Below are 22,060 nucleotides of genomic sequence, written 5' to 3' on the forward strand. Positions count from 1 at the left end.
GCGCCGATGGCGCGGCCGGTCCGCGGACGCCGGCGTGCTGGTCGAATTTGGACAGGGAGGCGGGGAGGCAGGAGAAAAAACTCAATGAATCTCCCGGTCTCCCCGTCTCCCTGGGATCTTTCTCGGGCAAAGTTGACCACCACCACCGACGCCGGGATGGTGCGTTGCGTCGTCCGCCGCGGAGGAGCGCGGCAATCCCCGCTCCGCCCGCGCTGCGAGCCGCCGGCGCGGCGAGGGCGGCGAGGGCGCGAGGCGCTTGATTCCGGGAAAGCGTTGGAGTTCCTTAGCCATCAGGGGGTCACCATGTCCGCTGAACCCAGCCGGGCGCCGCCTGCGCCTTGCTTTCGCCTCCTGCTGATCGAGGACAGCGCCATCGCGGCCTCCGTCGTGCAAAGCCACCTCGACGCCGTGCCGTGGCAGCGCGCCGAGCTCGCGCACGCGGAGACGCTCGCCGCCGGGCTCGCGCGCGTGAACGAGGGGTGGGATGTCGTCCTCCTCGACCTCTCCTTGCCCGATGGCGAGGGCCTCGAGGTGGTCGAGCGGGTGCGGGCGGTGGACCCCCATGTGCCCATCGTCGTGCTGACGGGCCATGACGACGTCCGCCTCGCGGAGCGCGCGCTCGGCGCCTCGGTGCAGGATTACCTCGTGAAGCGGGGCCTCGACGCGGACACGTTGTGGCGAGCCATCCGCTATGCGGTCAGCCGCCAGCAGCTCCTGACGCAGCTCGCGCGGGCGATGGCCGAAGCCCGCGAGAACGAGGCCAACCTGCACCAGCTCATCGCCCGGAGCGCCGATGGGGTGATCGTGCTGGATCCCTCCGGGACGGTGCTCTTCGCGAACCCCGCTGCAGAGTCGCTGCTGGGCGACGGGCGCCCCGTCGCCGGGCGGGGCTGCCCGGCGGCGCTCTGCGCCGGCGAGACGAGCCTGGAGATCGGAGGGCAGCAGGTCGCCCTCGACGTTCGCTGGGTCGGCGTGGACTGGCAGGGGCGCCCCTCGCGCATGGCGCTCCTGCGCGACGTGACCGGGCGGCGCCGGGCCGAGGAGCTGAGGTCGCGGCTCGAGCGCAGCGAGCGGCTGGCCGCGGTCGGCCAGCTCGCGGCGGGCGTGGCCCACGAGATCAACAATCCTCTCGCGTACGTGGTGGCCAACCTCGAGCTGCTCGCCCGCGAGGTGCGGCGGCTTGCCGACAAGGGCGTCGCCACCGAGCACCTCGCCCAGCCGCTCGCGGACGCCCGCCACGGCGCTGCGCGGGTGGTGGACATCGTCGGGGATCTCGGGGTGTTCGCGCGCGCGGAGGCGAACGAGGCGATCGGGCCGACCGACGTCAACGCGGTGATCGAGAGCGCGCTCAACATCGTGCATCCCCAGATGAAGCACCGCGCGCGGGTCGTGCGTGAGCTCGCCTCGGTCGCGCCCGTGAGCGGCGCGGAGGGGCGCCTGACGCAGGTGTTCGTCAACCTGCTCATCAACGCGGCGCAGTCGATCCGGGAGGGGCGCGTCGCCGAAAACATCGTCGAGGTGCGGACCCGCGATCAGGGCCGGGAGGTCGTCGCGGAGATCGTGGACTCCGGCTGCGGCGTGCCCGAAGAGCACATGCACAGGCTGTTCGAGCCGTTCTTCACCACGAAGCGCGCGGGGGAGGGGACGGGGCTCGGACTCGCGATCTGCCGCAACATCGTCGAGTCGTGCGGCGGCACCATCGGCGTCAGCAGCGAGGCCGGCGTCGGCACCTGCGTCCGCGTCCGGCTGCCCGCCTGGTCGAGCGCCGAGCTCACCCCTCGCCGCGCGCCGCCTGCGCCCGCGCGGGATGAGGAGCCGGCGCGGCGCGCCCGGATCCTCATCGTGGACGACGAGCCCCTCCTCCTGCGCGCGCTGCGCGGGCTCCTCGAGGCGTCGCACGAGGTCGTTTGCGCGCGCTCGGGCAGAGAGGCCCAGAGGACGCTCCAGCTGGACGCAAACTTCGATGTCGTGCTCTGCGATATCGTGATGCAGGAGGGCACGGGGATAGAGCTCCACGAGTGGCTCGAGGCGGAGCTGCCGGCGCTCGTCGACCGGGTGCTGTTCATGACCGGAGGGGGCACGAGCGAGGTGAGCAGGCGGTTCCTCTCGGCCCACGGGGGACGCGTCCTGCCGAAGCCGATCGACCCGGCGGAGCTGCTCCGGCGGATCGATGCGCTGCTGGAGGCGAGAGCGGCAGAGCCCGAGAGGATGTAGCGGCGGGCCGGGGCGGGGAAGGGGGGAATCGGCGCAGGTCAGGAAGGGGGGAATCGGCGCAGGTCAGGAAGGGGGGAATCGGCGCCGGTCAGGAAGGGGGGAATCGGCGCCGGCCTCCTGCGCGTAATTGGCCCCGCGATGCGCGGCGCGGGCTCACGTCCCGCCGCAGGCCTCGTACTCCGCCTTGCACGCGTCCGCGCCCGCCTGCTGCACGCACGCCCTGCAGTCCGCCGCGATGCCCTGGCCGGCGCACTCCGTCTCGCACTCGTCGGCGCACACGCCCGCCGCGCAGACGCAGGCGATGAGCGCGTCCGTCTCGGGATCTTGCAGGGGATCCGTGTTCGGATCGCAGCCTTGCACGCACGCGCAGCAGATGCCGTCGCCAGGGCAGCAGCCGTCGCCGCGCCCGAGGGGACAGCCGCAGTCGCCGCCGTCTTGCTCCATGCACGGCCCGTAGCCGCTGCCGTCGGCGAGGCACGTCGCGACGCCGGGCGCGCTGGCGGCGTGACAGGTGCAGGACATGATCTCGCCAGGAGTGCAGGTTGCGCCCGTGGCCGAGCTGGAGGTCGTCGAACTGGCGCTCGTCGAGCTTTCGCTCGTCGAGCTGGCGGACGACCCGCCGCTCCCGGACGGCTCCGGATCGGTCGTCGAGGAGCCGCATGCGGTCGCCAGCGCAGCCGTGAACAAGCTGAGGAAAAGGATGTGTCGCATCGGCGCCCCCTATAACGCGCCGCCCCCGCGGCCGTCGAGGGCCATCACGGCGCGCTCCGTCGCGCTAGCTCCCCGGCACGGAGCCTCGCGCCGCGGCACCCCGTCATCGAATCTCGTTCGTCAATGCTCTTTACATTACTTCACGAGCGCGTCATGACGCGGAGCGCCCGGCGGGCGTGTCGTCAGCGCTGGAGTCCGTGGATCAGCGTGAACGAGCGCCGTGCTCGGGCGCCCGGGGGTCGCGGGCGGCCCCTGCGTGAGAAGGCGAGCTTGCCTGGCGAGCAGGATGCCCTATGTTCGCGCCTGCTCGCGTCCCCGCCGGGGGGTGCGCCGGCGCCGCGCCGCGTGCGCCGTGCGGGGAACGCGCTGCCTGAACCGTGCGATAGCAAGGAGATGAGAAGATGACGATCTCGATGTATCAGGCCTCGGTCCCGGCCCTCGTCAAGATGCTCGGCAACCTCTCGACGATCCTCACCAAGGCCGCCGCGTACGCCGAGGCGAAGAAGATCGAGCCTCGCGTCCTGCTCGACGCGCGCCTCGCCCCGGACATGCTCTCGTTCACGCGCCAGGTGCAGATCGCCACCGACATGGCCAAGGGCTGTGGGGCGCGGCTGGCGGCCGCCGACCTGCCGAAGTACGAGGACAACGAGGCCAGCTTCCAGGAGCTACAGGCCCGTATCACCAAGACCGTCGCGTTCCTGAACAGCCTCCGGCCCGAGCAGATCGACGGCTCCGAGGACCGCGATATCACCATCCCGACGCGCGATCAGCCGCTGCAGTTCAAGGGCCTGGTTTACCTGCTGCACTTCGTGCTGCCCAACTTCTATTTCCACGTGACGACCGCCTACGCGATCTTGCGCCACAACGGGCTCGAGATCGGCAAGCTAGACTTCCTGGGCGCCCGCTGATCCGAGCGGCGGTCACCCGAGCGGCGGGCACCCGCTGCGGATACGGGCCCACCTCGACGTTTTCGGTGCTCGGCGTGCTGGAGCACGCCTGTGCGCCGAAAACGCCGATCTGGGCCCGTCTCCTGTGCGGGTGACCGCCGCTCGTCGTCGTTTCCGGCGGACGCCCGCTACCGCACGCGCCTCGGATCGTGCTGGTGCGCTGGGAGCGGGCCGAGCCGCGTCGTGTCGACGAGGAGCGAGACGACGAGCGAGAAGAAGCGGCGGCGCGTCTCGAAGCTCGGGCTCAGGTCGGGGAGGAGGGCGCCTATCCGCCTCGCGCCGGCGTCGTGGAGGACGCGCTTGGCCATATCGATGGGCTCGATGTGGGCAGGGTAGAGGTCGCCCCCGGAGAGCTTTCGGATGATGCCCACGTACTCGCCCACGAGCGGCGCGACCTCCGCCCGCGCGAGGGCGAGGGTGTCCGCCGAGACGGCGCTCCCGGTGAAGACGAAGTGAAGGTCTCTGTCGTCGCAACCGGCGACGAGGGTGCAGGGCTCGCGCGAGGGCCAGGGCGGCTCGCCGGAGACGATATCGGTCGTGAGCGTGCGCCACTCCTGCCTGCGGAGCGGCGACGCGCTCGACCAGAGGCGCTCTTCGATTCGGATGGCATGGACGGGCATATGGGCTGAGCTCAGTGTAGCGCTCACACCTCACGGTTGTAACTGCTCACCGTCGGCCAGCGAAGAGATCAACAGAACTCCATAATATACGTATTGTCCGTATTTGGGTCGGTGCACGATCGCCTCCGGGACCCTCGAACGCCCTGGATGGAATTCCGTAGCCATTTCTGCTTCGTCATGCCCAACGACTGACGTGCGGCCGTTTGCTTCAGCAGCTTGTTGGGCGGCGATGTCACGCCAGGATGCTCCTGGTGCACAAGTGGAGCGCTTCGGGGAACGACGACATCGTCTGCTTGAGGGAATGACTCCGGGCGATGCACTCGAACGTCTCATCGTGGAAGGCAAGTAAGTAGTGTCGATACTGCTTCCACCCATCTGGATTGTACTGGCTGTGAACCGAGTTGATCTTCATCAGCTCGGCGATCCATCGAGACCTCTCGACGACGTGCGCAGCATACCCGACCAACCCGCGGCCGTGCAGGGGATGTCCGTGGAGAACCTCGTCATTCGGTGGACCGAGCTTGTGGGCGAGGCATCGCTCGAATTCGACGATGGCGATCAGGCGCAGGTCGGCGCTGGTGGGATCGACCACGGTCGCATACGAGCCATCCCACGCGGGGTCAGGTTCGCGCATGTTGTAGACGACGAGAGTTCTGGAGCCCGAGGAGAAAACATGCGGGAGTGGGGCGCCGACATCCCAAGGATGTTGCCAGGGGATCTCGACGGCACACTCCTCCTCGGTCGCTCGGGCGAGATCTCGCTCGAGCGAGATACACTTGTCGTGCGCGGTTTGGTAACGGGCCCATCCCCCGTCTTCGCGTTTTCCGGAGAGCGCAGCGGCTGCAGCCGACAGCTCCTCGCGGGCGGCGTCCAGGCCGCGCCTTATGTCTTCAACCGTCATTTCGTCCACCCAACGAATAATGGCCCGGTCAACCGAAGCCGCCGGACCAGGTCTGTCGATTCAGGCGCTCTGGGTGACCTCACGCACAGAAGGTCTCACGGATCGGCGCTGCGCCGCAAGTCCCGAGCTTCGTCCAGCGCCGCAGGGCAGATCCGTCCAACGCCGGCGGTCGTCGCTGCCTCTCCGGGGTGCGGTGGGCGCGGTAGGGCCGCGGTGGACCGTGCCCACGCGGTGGTGGTAGGAGAAGATATGGCGAAGAGGCGTGCAGCATGGATGTGCGCGGCGTGGACGCTCACAGCCGGTGGATGCACCACGCTCGTGGGGCTGGACGACAGCTACCACCTGGTGGACGGAGCGGGCGGCGAGGCCGGCGCGGGGGCGGGGGGCGAGGCCGGCGCGGGGGCGGGGGGGGGCGAGGTGGTCGTCCCCACGGACGTCGAGCTGATCGACGACATGGAAGACGGCGACAGCGCCATCGATGAGGCGGGCGGCAGGGTCGGCTACTGGTACAGCTTCAATGATGGGACGGGCACGCAGACTCCCCCGGTCTACACGGAAGACAATCCCGTCGGGTTCATCCCGGAGGAGCTCGCGGAGCCACGCGGCGAGAGCACGATGGCGATGCACACGTTCGGATCCGGCTTCACGGAGTGGGGCGCCGGGTTCGGCTTCGCGCTGAACGGCCCCGACGGGGGCCTGTTCGCCTACGACGCGTCGGCGTACAGCGGTATCGTGTTCTGGGCCAGGCTCGGCGACGCGGGCGCGGCGACGACGATGAAGGTCAACATCACGGACAAGACCTCGGACCCCGCGGGCGGGCTCTGCGATGAATCGGGAGAGGACGTGGCCAATCCGTGCTTCGACGACTGGTCATTCACCGCGCGCCTCGGCACGGCGTGGGCCCCGGTCGTGATCCCCTTCGAGGAGTTCGCGCGCGGCGGCGGGGACGCCGAACCAACCGGCGAGGGCATCGACCTCACAGGGCTCTTCGCGATCGAGTTCGCGTTCACGGAAGGGGAGGATTTCGACGTCTATATCGACGACGTCGGCTTCTACCAATGATCGCCTGATGCAAGGCCTCTCGGCGGAGCGCCTCTGAGATGGCCGGCTCAGCGAAATGCGTCGAGGTGATCCCGGACCCACGCTGCGAAGGGCCGCGGTGGGCGGCCGAGGACCGCGGCGACGTCGTCCGTCGGCGCCGACGCGCGCCCGTCGCGCAGGAACGTGAGGCCCTGGGAGACCGCCGCGACGAACGCTTCCGGGGCGCCGGCCGCCCGCATCTTCGCCGTCGAATGCTCGACGGTGACGTCCTCGGCGGCGATCGGGCGTCCGAGCGCCTCGGCGAGGATCGCGATCTGCTCGTGGGCGTCGAGGCCGGCGGGCCCGGTGAGGGTATACGCCCGCCCATCGTGATCGTTTGACGTGAGCGCCCGGGCCGCGACGGCCGCGACGTCGCGCGGGTCGACGACCGCGTGCTTCCCTGTGCCGGTCGAGACCTCGATCGGGGCGCCGGCGCGCACGTTCGCGGCCCACGCGAGCACGTTCGAGTGGAATCCCGCCGGCCGGAGCAGCGTGAAGCGGCGCCCCGTCGCGATTACCGCTCCCTCTCCTGCCCGATGCCAGCCAGACGCGATGAGATCCTCTTGCTCGGCGCCGTAAGCCGAGAGCTTGACGATCTGCTCGACCCGCGAGCGCATCACCGCCGCGGTCATCGCGCGGTCGTGGTCGGCCACCGTCGGCCCGGGCGCCGTGAGCAAGAAGACGCGGTCGACGCCTTCGAGCGAGCGCCCGAGCGACGGCGCATCCGTGAAGTCCCCGCAGGCCACCTCGACGTCGTTTCCCCAGAGCGCACGCGCGCGCGCGGGCTCGCGGGTGAGCACCCGAACGTCGGCCCGGGCGGCGAGCAGCTGTGGGATCAGCGCGCGACCGATGGTGCCTGTCGCACCAGCAACAAGGATCATGAACACCTCCGTTTCGAGAGCGAAGCCTGCTGTCTCGACGAAGCCGTCTCTTGGAGATTCCGGCACGAAGGTCGAGCTCATCGGCGCGCGACGGCCGAGGCGCCGGAGGCCGCGCGCGCTACACTGCCTTCGTGCTTGCGCCCTCGCTCCCGCCATCCCGCTCGGAGAGCTGCGACCTCCCGCCGCGTGCGCCGCTCCGTTCCTGGATCTCCGACGTCCACGTGATGAGCGCCGTCCCCTCGCCGCCCGCGGGGTGGACGCGGCTACCGAGCGGGACCACGTCGCTCGTCGCGTGCTGGACCGGCGGAGAGCCGGTCGTGGCCGCGGTGGGGCCGCTTCAGCGCGCCACGTTCAAGCCCTCGGGCGCGGTGCCTCTCTATGCTCGCCTCTCGTTCCACCCCGGGGGCGCGCGGCCCGCCCTCGGCGTCGCCGCCCACGAGCTCGTCGATCGCGTCGTCCCGCTCGACGACCTCTGGGGCGCACGCGCGCGCGAGCTTCGCCATGCGCTCGCTCGCGCCGGCGGGGACCCGGCCGCGGCGGTGCGCCTGCTCGAGGACGCCCTCTGCCGCGCGGTCGGCGCGAGGGCCGACGCCCCCGCGCGCCGGGCGCTCCTGCGCCGCGCCGTCGATGCCCTCGACGCCTCCGCGCTGGCACCCGACTCGGACGCCTCCATCCCCGCGCTCGCGCGGCGCCTCCGCGTCGCAGAGCGGACGCTGCGCGCGCTCTTCCACGAGGAGATCGGCATATCGCCGAAGCGCTACGCGCGCATCGCGCGCATCCGTCGCGCCGCCGAGCGCCTCGCCACGACGAGCCTCGCGCGGCTCGCCCTCGAGACCGGCTTCTACGACCAGGCCCACCTCACCGCCGAGTTCCGGTCGCTGCTCGGGGTGACGCCGCGGGCCTACCTCGCCGGCGCGCGCCCGTCCGCGAGGCCCGTGTGCGGCGGCGCGACCGCGCGCGGGTGACCTCCGCGCCGGCAGACACGCTTCTTTTCCGCCAGCGCGGCGCATCCCGGGGGCCGCGCGCCCCCGGGATTATTCGAGGAGGTTGTCCCGCACCGGCATCCCCTTGCGGTGCTCTTCCTTGTCCACGTGCGGCGCGCGGGGCTTCACGCCCGCGGCAGGCTTGCCGCTCGGGACCATCATCGCCCCGCCGGCGTCCGCGGGAGCGCCGGCGTCGCGGGCCACGATGGCCTCGCCGGCCTCCGCGTCCGCAGGCGCCGTGGCACCCATCCCATCGCCGGCGTCGGCGGCGCCCCCGCTCACGGAGCCGCTGGTCGGGGCGGGCGCGCTCTGGCCGCTGCTCCCGCCGGCCGCGCTCCGGCGGTCAGGGCCGGTCCGCGCGTCGGGGCCGCTCGGCGACGCGCCCGGGTCGCTCGCGCCGCCCTTGCAGGCAAGGAACGCCCCGGCGGCCATGGCGATCGCGATCGACACGCCCGCCTTGAGCCGCCTCTTCAGCCGCCGCAGCCCGACCTTCTTCGGATCAGCGAACATCCCGCGCCTCCTCGCTCTCCGCCGCGATCCTCGGGCGGCGCCTTAGCTGGATGGTCCTCGTGTCCCCGCAGGCAGCCGGCGCCGGCGGCGCCGCGACGGGCAACGCTTCGGGGGCCGGGGCGGGATACCGGTTCTCGTCGGCGCCCCGGTACACCCCGAAGATCGATAACGCGCTATTGACGAGCTCGGCGAGCTCGAGCCGGCGCGGCATCACGTCCGTCATGTGGCAGACGAGGTACCAGGCGCGGAACATCGCATAGAAGAAATCGTTCGGCGGGAGCCTGATGAGCCGCTTCATGAGCGGCAGCAGCGCAGGGATGGCGGCCGTGACCGCGAACACCTTGTGCAGGTTCTCGATCTGCCGCTTTTCCTCGTCGGACGAGAAGCGCAGCACCGACTCGGTGTAATAGCTGTCGTCGATGAGATCGAAGTCCCCGCTGAAATGGCCGTGCTCGACCGCGTACGCAGCGATGCCTGTCCCCGGATAGGGCGTGCACAAGGTGGCGGCGGCGTAGTCCACGTCGAGCTCGATGTTGAGCTCCAGCGTCGCCAGGTCGTCCTCGAGCGTCCCGCCCGGGATGCCGAGGATGTTGTCGGCGAAGACCACGATCCCCGCGCGCTTGAGGAGGCGGATCCCGTGGACGAGCCGGTCCATCCGGATCTGGCGCCGCAAGACGCCGTTCGCGAGCTCGGGGTTCGCGGTCTCGATGCCGACGTTGACGGTGTAACAGCCAGACCAGGCGAGGAGATCCACCATCTCCTCGGTCATCATGTCAGCGCGCAGGTGGCAGTAATAAGGCAGCTTCACCTCACGCCGGTAGAGCTCTCCGAACTGCCTCAGCCACTCGGCGTCGTACACGAAGATGCTCTCGCGAAAACCGACGAACTGGAGCGGGCCTTGCTTCATCACGTGGACGAGCTCGGCCACGACGTTCTCGGGGCTACGGACGCGCACCTTCTTCCAGCTCGAGCCGTAGTGCTCGACGAGCGACGGGTTGAAGCAGTAGCTGCAGGGGAAGGGGCACCCCCGGTTCGTGGTGAACGACTTGAGGGGGCGCCGCCGCAGGCCGTCGTCGTACTCGTAGAGCAGACGCCGCGGAGGGAAGGGGATCGCGTCGAGGTCGCGGCGCAGCCCGCGCGCTGGATTCCTGTAGATTTTCCCCTCCGACTTGACCCAGAGGTCCCGGATACCGCGGTGATCGTCGCCTCGCGCCAGCGCGTCGCACAGCTCGACGGCGGCGTCCTCGCCCTCGCCCTGGCACACCACGTCGAGCCCCGGCGTCTGGATGACCTCCGGGTAATAGGTCGCGTGCGGCCCGCCCATCAGCGACACCGCCTTCGGATAATGCTGCTTGATGTGGTGATTGAGCCCGAGGTAATAGCGATGGAGCCCGGTCGTCGCCCCGAAGGCGATGACGTCCGGCCCGTACCGCCGCACCTCGGCGAGGACATCGTTGCCGCGCGTGCCGATGAACTTGCACTCGTGGCCCGCTTGCTCCAGGCAGCCCGCCACGTACAGCGCGCCGAGCGGCTCGGCCCCCTCTATCTCCTTGACGATGAAGAGAACCTTGACCCCCATCGGCCGCACCTCCGCGAGCGTCTGTTGATTCGAACGGCGCCCGGCGCGGCGATGGTGCCACGACCTCATGGCGGAAGGAAGGCGCGTTCTCCTCCAGCGCGAGCCCGACGTCTCCACGTGCCCACGTCCCCACGTCCAGCCGTCGAAATCGTTGGTAGTTGAAGTATCTACTGTCGGCAGTGATGTTTCGTGAGGTGTCGCGCGCAGATACCGTCGAGGTTCAAAAACGCGACGACAGTAGATAAAATGGGTGGGTTGGTGGGTCGTTGGGGCACAAAAAAGTTCGCGATCGACCTCTGCCGTGAGCCGGACAGGACAGGCTCTGGTACATACTGTCAAATCGGCGCTGTTGAGTCGCAGCGTCGGGAACCCGTGCAGGTGCCGATCCATGTGGTCGGCGCTCGCACCAACTCGTGCCTTTCTTCGGGCGCGGCGTGGAGAACACGGTGAACCCCGAGCAACACACGCATCGCTGGCCTCTCGAGCTTCTCGGCTCACAACTCAGGTACGCTGCGCCGCTCTTGCTCGCGCTCGTCGCGGCTTGCAACGGCCAGATCGGCGGGCCCGGCCAGTCCACGGGGCCTGGCACGGGCCCCGGCGGGGACGAGCCTGGGATCGTAGAGCCCCCGGAAGACGTGCTGGATTCGGCGTTCTGCCAGACGCCGAGGCCCGGCACGGCGCCGCTCCGCCGTCTCAGCAATTACGAGTACGAAAGCACGGTGAAGGATCTCTTCTCCGGCGTCCCGGGCGTGGCCTCCACCGTCGACAAGGTGGTCGCCACATTTCCGAACGAGTCCGAGTCGCTCGGCTTCCGCAACAACGCGAGCTTCTTGAACGTCGGCTCGCTCGTCGCGCAGAAGTTCCTCGACGCCGCGGAGGAGGTCGCCGCTGTCGCGGCCCACGCCTCGGGCCTCGTCTCCTGCGATCCGGAGGAGATCGGTGAGATGGAGTGCGCGCGCGACTTCATCCGCACCTTCGGCGCCAGGGCGTACCGCCGGCCGCTCACGGAAGCCGAGGTCCAGAGTTACGAGGAGCGCTTCACCGCAGGATCGGACGGGTACACCTTCGACGACGGCATCGAGTGGGTCGTCTTCAGCATGCTGCAGTCGCCGAACGTGCTCTATCGCGTCGAGCTCGGCCAGGCGAGCACGGGGGACGTCACCGAGCCCACGCCGTACGAGATGGCCTCGCGGCTCTCGTACCTGGTCTGGCAGTCGCAGCCGGACGAGGAGCTCACGCGGGCGGCGGAGGCGGACGAGCTCGGCACGCCAGAGCAGCTCGAAGCCCAGGTGCGGCGCATGCTGGCCGATCCCAAGGCCGAGCGCTTGCTCGAGTACTTCGACCAGTGGCTCGACACCGACATCCTGGGCAGCATGAACCGCGATCCGGAGGTGTATCCAGACCTCTCGCGCGACCTGCCCGCCTTGCTGCGAGCGGAGACGCGCACGTTCGTGAAGGACCTGTTCGCGAGCCCGAGCGGCTCGCTCGACGACCTCTTCGCCGCCGACTACAGCTTCGTGAACGGCGCGCTCGCGCAGCACTACGGCGTGAGCGGGGTGAGCGGCGACGATTTCATCAAGGTCGACATGCCTGGCCGCTCGGGCGTGCTGACCCAGGGCATGATGCTCACGCGCGACAAGGCGACGCGCACCTCGATCGTCCGCCGCGGCCTCAAGGTGCGCACCGATCTCCTGTGCCAGATCGTGCCCGCGCCGCCCAACGACGTGAAGCTCGATCTCGAGGGCCTGGGAGAGGGGCTCTCGCAGCGCGAGCGCCTCGAGCTCCACCGCACCGAGCCGAGCTGCGCGGGGTGCCACGCGCTGATGGATCCCATCGGCGTGGTGTTCGAGTCGTTCGACGCCGTGGGCCGCCCCCGCACCACGGACGAGGCCGGCAGGCCGATCGACACCTCGAGCGCCATCTCGAGCACGCGCGACGTCAACGGCCCTGTGGCGAACGCCGCCGAGCTGGGCCAGCGCCTCGCGCAGAGCGAGGAGGCGCGCGCCTGCTACGTGCTGCAAAACTTCCGCTTCTTCTACGGTCGCGACAAGACGGACGCCGATCGCTGCTCGATGGCGTCGCTCTCGCTCGCGTTCAAGGACAGCGGTTACAGCCTGTCCGAGCTCCTGGTCGCGCTCACGCAGACCGACGCCTTCCGCTACCGCCCCGTCATCGTCCCGGAGAAACAATGAGACCTCTGAGCCGCCGTACCTTCCTGCGTGGCGCATCCGGAGTTGCGCTCGCGCTCCCGTTCCTCGATGCGATGCGTTCGAGCCGCGCGCGAGCCCAGACGACGCCGTCCCCGCGCCGTATCATGTTCGTGTTCCAGGCGAACGGCGACGAGACGGAGAGGCGCTTCGACGCCCGCGGTGAGACGAGCTTTCAGCTCGGCGAGTTCCTCGCCCCGCTCGAGCCGTACCGCGAGGATCTCCTCTTTCTCAACAACCTGCACAAGCACTTCTACGATCTGCCGGAGTCCGAGCGGGCCGACAACCACCAGCAGGGCGGCAGCTCGCTCGCTCCGTGGAAGTCCGGCACCGGGTCGTTCCCCATCGGCGGCACCGAGAGCACCATCGGTTACGTGGAGGGGCCGAGCGCCGACTACGCGATCGGCGATCGCGTGCTGGAAGCCAACGAGAGCATCGCGCACCGGCACCTCGTGTACCGCGTCGGGGACGAGTGGAACGACATCTGGAACACGCACTCCCACGCGGGGCCCGCGGGCGAGCAGAACCCGATCCCGCCGGAGACCGACCCGTACGAGGCCTACGCCCGGATCTTCGCCTCCATGCCCGACGACGGGGGCGCGCAGCAAGAGGTGCTGCGGCGCCTGGCGAAGAAGCAGTCGGCCATCGATCTGGTGCGCGAAGAGGGCAACTCCCTCCTCACCAGGGTCGGCGCCGAGGACCGCGCCAAGATCCAGCAGCACCTCGACGCGATGCGCGACGTCGAGCGCGCGCTCCAGGCCGGCAACGGCGCGGCCGCGTGCGTGAAGACCCCGCTCGGCGAGCGGCTCGACCCCTACGCCGACGAGAACCACGCGATCATGGGCGAGCTGTTCTTCAGGATCAGCGCCCTCGCGTTCGCCTGCGATCTGACGCGCGTGGTGCATTTCAACTGGAGCGGCAACACCAGCAACCGCGTCTACTCGAACCTGGGCTTCAGCGATGGACACCACGACATCTCGCACAACAGCGACGACGACTCGTTCGCCAAGGTGCGCAAGATCCACAGGCACCTCTGGGAGCAGAACACGAAGCTCTACGAGATCTTGAAGAACACGAGCGACGGCGACGGCACGCTCTGGGATCATACGCTCGTCGTGCACTGGAACGAGCTCGGGCAGGGCGACAGCCACAGCATCGAGGACAACCTGGTCGTCTTCGCGGGCAAGGCCCACGACCACTTCCGGCGCGGGCGGCTCGTAGATTTCCGCGGCGATCGCTCCTTCGCCGACATGCTCGTGAGCTGCTTCCACTACATGGGCTTCGAGGACGTCAAGAGCTTCGGCGAGGGCGTCTTGAACACCGGGGGCGCCCTGCCGCTCACCTGAGCAGGCGCCGCCTCCCGTCGGCGGCGCGGAACGCAGCGCATGGGGCGCCCCGGCTGCGGGCGCGCTCCGTACGCTTTTCCAGGTGAGCGCTCGCCCCGCGGGTGCTTCACTGGGCGGCATGTCGATCATCCAGCCTTGTTTCGATCGGTCGGTCGTCGTCCGCGGCGCTGACGCTGAGATCGTCGGCTCTCCCGCCGCGCGGATCCAGCTCCTCGCGGACAGCAGCGCGACCGGCGGAGCCCTCTCCACCGTACGCGTGACGCTCGCGAAGGACGCGGACGGCGCGCGGCCCCATCATCACGACGCCTCGGCCGAGATGTTCTATGTGCTCGACGGCGCCGTGCAGGTCCTCTCGGGGAGCGACATCGTGACGGCCGAGAAGGGCGACCTCCTCGTGGTCCCTCCGCGGGTCGCCCACGCGTTCGCCGCCGCGCGCGGCAAGGGCGCAGAGCTCCTGGTCGTCATCACGCCAGGCGTCGAGCGCTTCGATTACTTTCGCAAGTTGACGCGCATCGCGCACGGGGAGGAGCCGCCCGAGACCTTGCGCGACGTGCAGGAGCTCTACGATACGTACTTCCTGAGCAGCCCCGAATGGGAGACGGCGCGCCGATGAGCGGGCTCTCGGCCGAATCGATGTCTCCCCGGGGGTAGACCGCATCGGCCGCTGGGGCGCTCGGCGACGCCGGCTTCGGTGGGTATTTCAAGCCAAGGTCCGGGCAGCTGCTGTCTCGGTGTCTTGTGACAGCGATGTTGTGCAGCGCTTGCTCTCGCGAACGCGATGCGTCCCGCGCTCGACGGCGTCGGCGATCGCCTGGATAAGCTGCCGCATGAGATCCGCGGCGCTCGCGCTCCTCGTCGGGGCCGCGCTGGGCAGCTTCGATCGTCCCGCAGGTGCGGCGCCGCGCGCCTCGTCGCTCGCGTGGGTGAGGATGCCAGGGGCCGAGGCGTGCATCGACGCGCCGACGCTCGCGCAGGCCGTGGAGCGGCGGCTCGGGCGCGGGGCGTTCGTGCCGCCCACCCGCGGCGAGGTGTCCATCGAGGGGCGGATCGAGCGCGCGCAGGAGGAGCCTCGACACGCGCGTGCGGCGGCGCTTCGTGGGCCCGCTGTTCGGGGCCGTCGGGCTCGGGATCGCGGTGCCGCTCGCGCGCGATGCGTATTTTTACACTGACGAGGCGGGGGAGCGGCGCGACGTCTTCCGTGCGTCGCCGGTGTCGGCGATCCTCGACCTCGGCCTCGGCCTCGAGCTGCCGTGACCGGGCCGCGTCAGATCATCGACGCCGACGCGGGCTGAGCAGCCCTCCATGTCGCCACCAGCGCATCGACCTACCCCGCGAACGGCCCCGCGCGCCCAGCGCCCCACCCCTGAATCACGTCGTTCGGCTTAACACGACTTAACAGTGGGCGGCCTCGGTCCGCGCTATTCAGCGCCGCGGGGGAAAACCTCGCTCTCAGGAGAATCCTTATGATCGAGAAGAGCACTCTGTCGATGCATACCTGTTCTCTCCGTCCGTCACGCGCTGCTCTGCCGCGAATCGGCGCGGCGCTGTTGCTCCTCGGAGCCCTCGGCGCCGCCGCATGCACAGCCGGTGCCGGCGCGGACGAGGAGGAGAGCCTCGGGGTGGCGAGCCAGCGCGGAACTTACGATCTGACGAGCAGCTACACGGGCAACGTCGGAGACACCCGCGGCTGGCTCATCGAGTGGCAGGTACCCGAGCTTCTGAACGCGTCCACGGCCTGGACCGCGGTGGGCCAGTGGTACTACAATCTGGAGTCCGGCATTTACCACAGCCCGGATGGGTGGTTCGTCTACTACTTCGGAGATGACAACGGCGTCACGGGGAATCATTCGAGCTGCAACACCCAGTGGGGCTCGGGGGGCACCTGCGGCGGCTCGCTCGGCGGCCTGCAGCCCGGGCAGCAGGTCGTCTTCAAGTACGAGTGGTGCACGCCCGAGCGCGCCGCGAGCGTGACCGGCGCCCAGCTCTGCCTCTATGTCGACATGAAGGACGGCGCCGGCTGGCAGTTCCTCGCCCAGGACGCGCGCAGCACCGTCGAGATGTATGCGCACGACATCGAGCATTTCGCCGACGTGGGCCCGCAGTACCCCGAGCCGCAGGTCTCCTGCGAGGCGCCCATCAAGATGCTTCGCCAGCAGGTGAAGACGACCTCGGGCGCCTGGCAGAACATGTCGGGCGCGAGCACCTGGTCGTTCCACGACGCCGAGCCCTACGTCTACCAGAACAAGAACCTCGGCGCGTCGCCGTCGACCTGGGAGGCCTGCACGTCGACCGTGCCCGCGAACGACTGCAGCAGCACGCCCGCGTGGTCGTCGGGGCAGGTGTATACGCCCTCCACGCTGGTCACCAACGGCGGCCACCTCTGGTCGGCGACCCAGCAGATCTGGTGGTCGCACCCGGAGTGCCCGCCCAGCAACCCGACCTTCTGGTGCCCGGCCGAGTGGGCCGACCTCGGGCCGTGTAACTGATCGCGGAGCCCGCTCCTCGGAGACGCCAGCGGACGGCGTCTCCCCCTCTCTCCTTGATTCAGCCCGCCCGTTCGGAGCGCTGAGCCGACGGCGCACGCCGCGTCGTCTGCCTTCATCGCCGTTGTGCGCTCTGGCGCGCGGCGAACGCCCTGTTAGGATGGCGCGTCGCGGAGGCAGGGATGGGTCAGATGGACAGCTCAGATGGACAGCGTCGCTGACGGTCCGGCCGCCGAGGGGTTCGGCGGCACGGACCGCTTCGAGATCCGCGCCCGCCTCGGGGCGGGCGGCATGGGGGTCGTTTATCACGCTCACGATCGGCTTCGCTGCGCCGATGTGGCGCTCAAGACGCTGCTCCGGATGGAGGCCGCCGACATCCTTCGTCTCAAGAGCGAGTTCCGCGCCATCGCGGACATCGCCCATCCGAACCTGGTGACGCTTTACGAGCTCATCTCCGCGCAGGGGCGCTGGTTCTTCACGATGGAGCTCGTCTCCGGCGTGAATTTCACCAGGTACGTCCGCGGGGGCGAGGCCGCCGCCCCGGGCTCGCCGGCGCATGTCCCGGAGCGGACTTCCCCCGCGGCGGCCACGACCTGTCAGGTGAACCTCCACGGCCGCGCGCCCTCGCCCCGCGCCGACGGCGCGGCGCCGACGGCCTCCGGCGGCGAGCCCGCGTCACAGCCCAAGGTCGACGTCGCGCGCCTCTGCCAGGCGCTCGAGCAGCTGGTGCACGCCGTCGAGGCGCTGCACGGCGCGGGCAAGCTGCACCTGGATCTCAAGCCCTCGAACGTGCTCGTGGACCAGAGCGGACGTGTGGTCGTGCTGGACTTCGGCATCGCCCGCGACACCGGCGCTCGCAGGACGGCGCTCGCGACCGCCGAGACAGACGCCCCGATCGCCGGGACGCCCATCTACATGGCGCCGGAGCACATGCGTGGAGAGCTGTCCGCCGCGGCGGACTGGTACGCGGTCGGCGTGATCCTTTACGAGTCGCTCACCGGCCGCGCGCCTTTCAGCGGCAATCTCTTCGACATCGTCGAGGCAAAGGCGTTCGGCGAGCCGCCGCCTCCTCACCTCATCGCGCCGGACGCACCTCGGGCGCTGAGCGATCTGTGCCTGCAGCTCCTCCAGCGCGACCCGCGCGCGCGGGCCACGGGCGCGGACGCGCTGCGCGTCCTCCGCGAGGCGGCGGTCGCCCTCGCGGCAGCGCCGGGCGCCGCTCCCCGGCCCGGCGCTCCGCCGCCAGGCGGCGAGGCGCCGACGCCGCTCCCTCGCGCGCCGTTCATGGGACGCGGCGAGCCGCTGCGAGCGCTCCAGGAAGCGTTCGACGAGGCGCGCGCTGGCCGCCCGGTGGCGGTCTACGTCCATGGTCGCTCCGGCATGGGCAAGTCGGCGCTGGTCCAGCATTTCCTCGACGATTTGCGCGGCCGCCGCGCCGCGGTGGTCCTGGCGGGCCGGTGTTATGAGCGCGAGTCCGTCCCGTTCAAGGCCTTTGACAGCGCGCTGGACGCCCTCAGCCGCCATCTCAAGCGGCTGCCGCGGTCCGAGGCCGCGGGCCTCCTGCCGCGCGGGATCCACGAGCTCGTGCGCGTGTTCCCCGCCCTGCGCGTCGTCGCGGCCATCGAGGACGTCCCGCGGCGCGCCTTCGAGATCCACGACGCCCAGGAGCTCCGGTTCCGCGCGTTTCGAGCGCTCAAGGAGCTCCTGTCGGCGCTCGCCGACAAGGGGCCGCTCGTCGTGTCCATCGACGATCTGCAGTGGGGCGACCGCGACAGCGCGCTGCTCCTCGCCGACCTCCTCGGCCCGCCCGATCCGCCCTCGATGCTCATGCTCGGCGTGTATCGGTCCGAGGACGAGGCATCGAGTCCATTCCTGCGGGAGCTCTTCGGTGCTCCGGCGCCCAGGTGGACGGGGGGCACCGAGCACCGGAAGCTCTGCCTCGGCCCGCTCGTTCGTGAAGAAGCGGAGTCGCTGGCTCGCTCGCTCCTGGGCGGCCACGGCCCCTCGCACAAGGCGTCGGAGATCGCCCGCGAGTCCGAGGGCAGCCCCTTCTTCCTGACGGAGCTCGCGCTCCACCTGGGCCGCGCAGCGCCGGTTCACCCGGGCCACGAGGACGCCTGTTCCCCGGCGCCGCCTGTGTCGCTGGAGGCGCTGCTCCTGGCGAGGTTCGCGGATCTGCCGGCGGACGCCCGGCGGCTCCTCGAGGTGATCGCCGTCGCGGGGCTCCCCATCGAGCAGCGCGTCGCGCTCAGGGCCGCCGGGTTGCAGGGGGACGCAGCGCCGGCGCTGCACGCCTTGCGGACATGGCACCTGGTCCGCACCGGCGGGCTCGAGGAGGCCGATCCTGTCGAGGCGTACCACGATCGGGTACGCGAGGCGGCGTCCGGCCAGATCGAGCCGTCGCGGCTCAAGGACCATCACCGCCGCCTCGGCGAGGAGCTCGCGGCCCTGGGGCGCGCTGATCCCGAGCAGATCGCGCGCCACTTCCATGGCGCAGGCGATCTCGACAGGGCGGGCGCGTACGCCGCGGAGGCGGCGGACAGGGCCGCCGCTGCGCTCGCCTTCGAGAACGCGGCGCGGCTCTACCAGCTCTCGCTCGACTGCGCGCCGGCGGGCAGCGACCGCCGGCACGGGCTCCTCGTGCAGCTCGGCCATGCGCTCGCGAACGCGGGCCGCGGCGCCGACGCCGCCCGCGCCTACCTCGGCGCGGCGGACGCCGCGCGAGGCGCCGCGGCGCCCTCTGTCGTCCTCGACTGCAAGCGCCTCGCGGCCGAGCAGCTCCTGACGAGCGGTCACACGGAAGAGGGCGTCGCGGTGCTCCGGGAGGTGCTCTCCGAGACGGGCCTGCGTTACCCCGAGACGAAGCGCCGCGCCCTCGCCGCGGCGCTCGTTCACCGGACGCGGCTCGCCCTGCGCGGCTTCGGGTTCAAGGAGCGCGACGCGAGCCAGATCGATCCCGCCGAGCTGCGCCGCGTCGACGTCTGCTTCTCTGCGTTTCTCGGGCTCTGCGCGGTCGATCCGGTGCGCGCGGTGGGCTTTCACGCGCAGCACATCCTCCTCGCGCTGGCCGCGAGGGAGCCGGGGCGGGTCGCGCTCGGGCTCGCGTTCATGGCGCTGTTCGCGTCGATCATCGGCAAGCCGGCGGGCAGCTCCGTCGAGCGCGCCATCGCCGCGGTGACGCCGCTCCTCCAGCGCTCCGGCGACGCGCGCGTCGAGGGCGTCCTCCGGATCCAGCGGGCGATCGCCGCGCACGAGACGTCGTTTCGAGAGACGGTGATGCACGCAGAGGAGGCAGAGCGCATCTTCCGCGAGCGGTGCACCGGGGTGGCCTGGGAGATCGGCACGGCGCAGACCATCTGCATGATCGGGCTCGGCAAGCTCGGTGATCTGAGGCGGCTCGCCCAGCGCCTCTCCACGTGGATCAAGGAAGCGGAGGCGCGCGGCGACAGGTATGCCGTCACGTCGCTGCGCACGGTCACGGGGGGCCACAGCCTTGTCGCGCTCGCCGCGGACGATCCGGCGCGGGCGCGCGCGGATCTCGCGGAGGCCCTCGCGGCATGGCGGCAGCAGGGGTTCCAGCTTCAGCACTTCTTCGGGCTCTTTGCGGACGTGCTCATCGATCTGTACTGCGAGGACCCAGGCGCCGCGTGGCGCCGGCTGACGGCCGCGTGGCCGGCGGTCGAGGACTCCACGTACCTGCGCATGAGCCCGATGCGGATCGGCGCGATCGAGCTGCGCGGGCGGGCGGCGCTCGACGCGGTCGCGAGCGCGGCGGATCCGGCCCCGCTGCTGCGCATCGCCGAGCGCGTGGCCGGCGTGCTCCTGCGGGAGCGGGTGGGCTGGGCGAGCGCCCAGGCGTGGCTCACGCTGGCCGCCGTCGCCTGGACGCGCGGCGACGCGGCGCTCGCGCGCACGCACCTGGAGGCGGCGATCGCCGGGTTCGACGCGAGCGAGGTCGCGCTGAGCGCCGCGGCGGCGCGCAGGCGGCTAGGGGAGGTGCTAGGCGGCGACGAGGGCCGCGCGCTCGTCCGGACGGCCGACGACGCGATGGTCCGCCTCGGCGCCAGCCGTCCGGATCGGATGACGGCCCTGTTCGCTCCCGGCTTCGGCGGCCGCTGACGCCGGGAGGAGGGGTGCCCGAGCCGGCACGACGGCCCCGCGGTGAGCTCGATGAGCTCGCCGTTCGGCCGGCAGCTCGGGGCGGCGCATGGTGTTGTCGGCCGGGAGGCGGCGCGCGCCGGGTTGCCTGCGTCAGGGCGTCAGGGCGAAGCAGTAGATCCCGCCGTAGCCGCCGCCGCCGCCGACGGTGTTCGAGCCCGGCGCCGGGCCTCCCGAGTCCACGATATTGACCCCCGGCGCGCACCCCGGCGCATTGTGGGACGTTATCCAGTGGGACCCGCCCCCGCCCCCGCCCGGGCCGCCGCCGCCGCCCCTTGGCCACGAGTGTCCGAGCTGCGGTCCCCCCTCGGCCCTGTCTCCCGTCTTGGCCGTCCAGTCCTTGCACGTCGCCGTGGCGCCCTGGAGCTGCCCCTGGGCGTTGGAGCCCGTCAGGGTGTCGTGGTTGTCGACCTCGGGTTGGCCCGGGTCGGGCTGGTGGTTGGGGACGCCGTCCTCGTTGGGCAGATCGTTCATGATCGCCTCGTCGGCCCCGCTGGGGCGCGTGTTGAGCAGCTCCTCCTTCTCGTTCGCGACCAGCCGGCCGAGCCGGTCGTACCAGGGCCCCTCGCCGATCCGGTCGATCGCGTTGACCTGCTTCCCGTCCTCGCCTGCCGTGGCGCTCAGGAACGCGCGCCACATCTTGCTTCCTGCGCCCGGGAGGCTCTTCTCGGCGATCGTCGCGCAGATCTTGTCCGCGCCGCGGAGACCGGCGCCCGGCCCTGTCTCCCCGAAGCGGAGGTCGCCCCCGAAGCCGTCCTGGGAGCCCGACAGCTCCCGCATGGCGGCGAGGCTGGTCACGAAGAAGCTGAATTTCTCGGTCGTCCCGCCGCTCGCGGTGGACGAGGTGGTGTCGCCGCTCGCGGTGGACGAGGTGGTGTCGCCGCTCGCGGTGGACGAGGTGGCGTCGCCGCCGGAGGTGGACGAGGTGGCGTTGCCGCCAGAGGTGGACGAGGAGGTGCCGCCGCCGGAGGTGGACGAGGTGGAGCTCCCGCCGGAGGCGGAGGAGGTGGAGCTGCCGCCGGACGTGGACGAGGTGCTGGTCGAGCCGTCGCTCGAGGTGTCCGCATCCGAGTCTGAACCGCAGCCGACAACGTGCGAGAAGAGCGCGAGGGTGAGAGGCAGCAGCAAGTGGCGATAAGTGCGTGTCATGGTCTCCGTTTCCTTTCTCGTGTTAAGCAGGAGCGTTGCTGCCAGCCGCACCCCCGAGGTCGAGCAGGCGAGAGACAGGGGGCCCACAACCCAGCCGAGGGTGCTGGTGCCCCGTCCGCCTGGCGAGGGGAATTTCTCAACTCGGCAAATTTTTTGCAACACCCAGATGGCTATGTGGCGGCGCCGCGGGACCGAGAGTCAATCTTTTTTCGCGGGCTGTTGGGTGTGATGTTCCGCCCGGAATGACGCGCTCCGTTGCGCGTCACACCTTCTCCGCCACGCGCTCGCTCA

General features: G+C 70.6%; 19 protein-coding genes. 12 read left to right on the forward strand and 7 right to left on the reverse strand.

Features of this window, described 5'->3' with window-relative positions; all coding sequences use genetic code 11:
• Nucleotides 1-303: 303 nt before the first annotated feature.
• Complete coding sequence (locus tag WMF39_RS03995) at nucleotides 304-2,214, forward strand: response regulator (protein WP_437744220.1); 1,911 nt, start codon at nucleotides 304-306, stop codon at nucleotides 2,212-2,214.
• A gap of 153 nt (nucleotides 2,215-2,367) precedes the next feature.
• Here the strand turns inward: WMF39_RS03995 and WMF39_RS04000 are convergent, their stop codons facing one another.
• Complete coding sequence (locus WMF39_RS04000; protein ID WP_437744221.1) at nucleotides 2,368-2,736, reverse strand: hypothetical protein; 369 nt, start codon at nucleotides 2,734-2,736, stop codon at nucleotides 2,368-2,370.
• 28 nt (nucleotides 2,737-2,764) lie between these two features.
• Between WMF39_RS04000 and WMF39_RS04005 the strand changes: the two genes are divergently transcribed.
• The gene (locus tag WMF39_RS04005; protein WP_437744222.1) at nucleotides 2,765-3,082 is read left to right on the forward strand and encodes a hypothetical protein; all 318 of its coding nucleotides are present in this window, start codon (nucleotides 2,765-2,767) and stop codon (nucleotides 3,080-3,082) included.
• Between the two features lie 244 nt (nucleotides 3,083-3,326).
• Nucleotides 3,327-3,833 (forward strand): DUF1993 domain-containing protein, encoded by a 507-nt coding sequence (locus WMF39_RS04010; RefSeq protein WP_437744223.1) that lies wholly within the window; start codon nucleotides 3,327-3,329, stop codon nucleotides 3,831-3,833.
• A gap of 167 nt (nucleotides 3,834-4,000) precedes the next feature.
• On the opposite strand, the gene WMF39_RS04015 is transcribed toward WMF39_RS04010, so the two are convergent.
• Together WMF39_RS04015 and WMF39_RS04020 are read right to left on the reverse strand one after the other, a co-directional pair.
• Nucleotides 4,001-4,492 (reverse strand): UPF0262 family protein, encoded by a 492-nt coding sequence (locus WMF39_RS04015; protein ID WP_437744224.1) that lies wholly within the window; start codon nucleotides 4,490-4,492, stop codon nucleotides 4,001-4,003.
• 232 nt (nucleotides 4,493-4,724) lie between these two features.
• Nucleotides 4,725-5,393, reverse strand: a complete 669-nt coding sequence (locus WMF39_RS04020; protein ID WP_437744225.1) for a hypothetical protein — start codon at nucleotides 5,391-5,393, stop codon at nucleotides 4,725-4,727.
• A 249-nt stretch (nucleotides 5,394-5,642) separates the two neighbouring features.
• On the opposite strand from WMF39_RS04020, the gene WMF39_RS04025 reads away from it, so the two are divergent.
• Nucleotides 5,643-6,455, forward strand: coding sequence for a hypothetical protein (locus WMF39_RS04025; protein WP_437744226.1), 813 nt, complete (start codon nucleotides 5,643-5,645; stop codon nucleotides 6,453-6,455).
• A 47-nt stretch (nucleotides 6,456-6,502) separates the two neighbouring features.
• On the opposite strand, the gene WMF39_RS04030 is transcribed toward WMF39_RS04025, so the two are convergent.
• On the reverse strand, nucleotides 6,503-7,354 hold the full coding sequence (locus tag WMF39_RS04030; RefSeq protein WP_437744227.1) for an NAD(P)H-binding protein: 852 nt from the start codon (nucleotides 7,352-7,354) through the stop codon (nucleotides 6,503-6,505).
• Nucleotides 7,355-7,578: 224 nt separating this feature from the next.
• On the opposite strand from WMF39_RS04030, the gene WMF39_RS04035 reads away from it, so the two are divergent.
• Nucleotides 7,579-8,319 carry a helix-turn-helix domain-containing protein gene (locus WMF39_RS04035; protein WP_437744228.1) on the forward strand — a complete coding sequence of 247 codons (741 nt, stop codon included), beginning with the start codon at nucleotides 7,579-7,581 and terminating at the stop codon, nucleotides 8,317-8,319.
• A gap of 69 nt (nucleotides 8,320-8,388) precedes the next feature.
• On the opposite strand, the gene WMF39_RS04040 is transcribed toward WMF39_RS04035, so the two are convergent.
• On the reverse strand, nucleotides 8,389-8,847 hold the full coding sequence (locus WMF39_RS04040; RefSeq protein ID WP_437744229.1) for a hypothetical protein: 459 nt from the start codon (nucleotides 8,845-8,847) through the stop codon (nucleotides 8,389-8,391).
• Nucleotides 8,837-10,426: a B12-binding domain-containing radical SAM protein gene (locus WMF39_RS04045; RefSeq protein WP_437744230.1), complete on the reverse strand. Its 1,590-nt coding sequence runs from the start codon at nucleotides 10,424-10,426 to the stop codon at nucleotides 8,837-8,839. Before WMF39_RS04045 ends, WMF39_RS04040 begins: the two co-directional genes overlap by 11 nt.
• Nucleotides 10,427-10,839: 413 nt before the next feature.
• On the opposite strand from WMF39_RS04045, the gene WMF39_RS04050 reads away from it, so the two are divergent.
• From WMF39_RS04050 to WMF39_RS04075, 6 genes are all read left to right on the forward strand, one after another.
• Nucleotides 10,840-12,618 carry a DUF1592 domain-containing protein gene (locus tag WMF39_RS04050; RefSeq protein ID WP_437744231.1) on the forward strand — a complete coding sequence of 593 codons (1,779 nt, stop codon included), beginning with the start codon at nucleotides 10,840-10,842 and terminating at the stop codon, nucleotides 12,616-12,618.
• Between the two features lie 71 nt (nucleotides 12,619-12,689).
• Complete coding sequence (locus tag WMF39_RS04055) at nucleotides 12,690-13,979, forward strand: DUF1552 domain-containing protein (protein WP_437744232.1); 1,290 nt, start codon at nucleotides 12,690-12,692, stop codon at nucleotides 13,977-13,979.
• 118 nt (nucleotides 13,980-14,097) lie between these two features.
• A complete protein-coding gene (locus WMF39_RS04060; protein ID WP_437744233.1) occupies nucleotides 14,098-14,592 on the forward strand; it encodes a cupin domain-containing protein in 495 nt (164 codons plus the stop codon).
• A 467-nt stretch (nucleotides 14,593-15,059) separates the two neighbouring features.
• The gene (locus WMF39_RS04065; protein WP_437744234.1) at nucleotides 15,060-15,233 is read left to right on the forward strand and encodes a hypothetical protein; all 174 of its coding nucleotides are present in this window, start codon (nucleotides 15,060-15,062) and stop codon (nucleotides 15,231-15,233) included.
• A gap of 365 nt (nucleotides 15,234-15,598) precedes the next feature.
• Nucleotides 15,599-16,465: a hypothetical protein gene (locus WMF39_RS04070; protein WP_437744235.1), complete on the forward strand. Its 867-nt coding sequence runs from the start codon at nucleotides 15,599-15,601 to the stop codon at nucleotides 16,463-16,465.
• Between the two features lie 201 nt (nucleotides 16,466-16,666).
• A complete protein-coding gene (locus tag WMF39_RS04075) occupies nucleotides 16,667-20,581 on the forward strand; it encodes a serine/threonine-protein kinase (protein ID WP_437744236.1) in 3,915 nt (1,304 codons plus the stop codon).
• 132 nt (nucleotides 20,582-20,713) lie between these two features.
• Here the strand turns inward: WMF39_RS04075 and WMF39_RS04080 are convergent, their stop codons facing one another.
• The gene (locus tag WMF39_RS04080; RefSeq protein WP_437744237.1) at nucleotides 20,714-21,400 is read right to left on the reverse strand and encodes a hypothetical protein; all 687 of its coding nucleotides are present in this window, start codon (nucleotides 21,398-21,400) and stop codon (nucleotides 20,714-20,716) included.
• Here WMF39_RS04080 and WMF39_RS04085 point away from each other — a divergent pair.
• Nucleotides 21,399-21,758: a hypothetical protein gene (locus WMF39_RS04085; protein WP_437744238.1), complete on the forward strand. Its 360-nt coding sequence runs from the start codon at nucleotides 21,399-21,401 to the stop codon at nucleotides 21,756-21,758. The two genes, WMF39_RS04080 and WMF39_RS04085, sit on opposite strands and share 2 nt — an antisense overlap.
• Nucleotides 21,759-22,060: the final 302 nt, after the last annotated feature.

This window comes from Sorangium sp. So ce1504, assembly GCF_051521635.1.
In the GTDB taxonomy this organism is placed as follows: Bacteria; Myxococcota_A; Polyangia; order Polyangiales; family Polyangiaceae; genus Sorangium; species Sorangium cellulosum_B.